The sequence below is a fragment of the Polaromonas sp. P4_H1 genome (assembly GCF_056400945.1).
The window spans coordinates 1-1,525 of sequence record NZ_JBFUKG010000040.1 but is presented as its reverse complement, the minus strand read 5'-3'; the positions used below and the strand labels follow the sequence as shown (position 1 = coordinate 1,525).

Below are 1,525 nucleotides of genomic sequence, written 5' to 3'. Positions count from 1 at the left end.
GAGCGAGACCCCGCCTGGACCGAGATTGGTATGGACGCCTTCCTCTTTGATTTCGGCGCCGCAATCGAACCGGGGGTGGGACCTCGCATCGAACGGCATCGAGTGCCAAAGTGGAGTTCTTACCAACCACTTCAGACGGAGGTCCCGCCATGAATGCTACAACTTACGGTGTCGACATCGCAAAGAATGTGTTCCAGGTGCACTGGATCGAGCCGGAGACCGGAGAGATCAGGCGCAGGAAACTCACGCGCGCCAAGTTCACCGACTTCTTTGCCCAGCGCCAGCCCGGGCGCATCGCCATGGAGGCCTGCAGCGGCTCGCATCACTGGGCTCGCACGCTCGCCGCCCTGGGCCACCAGGTCGAGCTGCTGCCGGCGCGCCTGGTCCAGGCCTTCGTGGTCGGCAACAAGGACGATGCGGCCGATGCCCGGGCGATCTATGTCGCCGCCCAGCAAAGCCACATCCGCCGGGTGCCCGTCAAGACCGTCCAGCAGCAGGCGCTGCAGGCTGCGCACCGCGTGCGCTCGCAGTGGGTGAGCACGCGCACAGCCCTCATCAACAACCTGCGCGGGCTGCTCAACGAGTTCGGCGTGGCCCTGCCCCAGGGCAAGCAGGCCGGGCTGAAGGCGCTTGCCGCGCAACGCGCCCACGTGGACACCCAGCTCCCGCCTTTGATGGCTCAGTTGGCGGACATCCAGCTGAGCATGCTGCGCCAGATCAGCGAAGCCATCCAGGCTGTGGAACACGAACTGCAAGCGGTGCAAAAAGCCTCGCCTGTAGCGAGGCAACTGCGCGAGATGCCCGGCATCGGATTGCTGGGCGCCACGGCGCTGACGGCCACCCTGGGCGATGGCACGGGCTGGCGCAACGCGCGCGAGTTCGCCTGCTGCATGGGCCTGACGCCAGCCCACGCAGGCACGGGCGGCAAGGTGCGCGTGGGCTCGATCAGCAAGAAGGGCGATCCCTACATCCGCACGCTGCTGGTCAGCGGCGCCAACTCCTTGCTCAACAGCGGCAAGAAGGATCCATGGATCGACAAATTGCTCATGAGGCGACCCCGCAATGTGGTGGTCGTGGCGATTGCGAACAAGCTGGCGCGAACGGCCTGGGCACTGGTGGCCAACGGCCGGCGCTACGACCCCGCGTGGCGCTCGGTGGCGCCTCAAAGGCCCGAGCCAAGGACTGAGTGCAACGGCCAAGGGCTTGCCTTGGTCAACGGCTAAACGGATAACGGCCTGCATGGCCGCAACGAGTGTGTGCGAGTGAGGTGAAGAAGTGATGGCAAAGCGGTCGGACCGTGGGTCGGTAAAGCTGGTGCGGTGCTTGGACACGCCTGGGGCGAAGTCCTTTACCGAGATAAGCCCCGACTTCGCGAATCACCATAGGGGCCAGCAAGGCGAGGGTTCTGAAAGCCGCTTTGCAACGAAAAGGCCGGATATAAGCAAGCAGTCAATCCGCCCGGCCAGAACTTCCAATCAGCACTTGCCTCACGGAAGGCGTCCATATAAGCACCGCAGGCTGCCCG

Annotated in this window: 1 protein-coding gene; it reads left to right on the top strand. The window is 64.7% G+C overall.

Features of this window, described 5'->3' with window-relative positions; all coding sequences use genetic code 11:
- Positions 1-149: 149 nt before the first annotated feature.
- Positions 150-1,223, top strand: coding sequence for an IS110 family RNA-guided transposase (locus AC1DS5_RS24915; protein WP_477720924.1), 1,074 nt, complete (start codon positions 150-152; stop codon positions 1,221-1,223).
- The last annotated feature ends 302 nt before the right edge of the window (positions 1,224-1,525 follow it).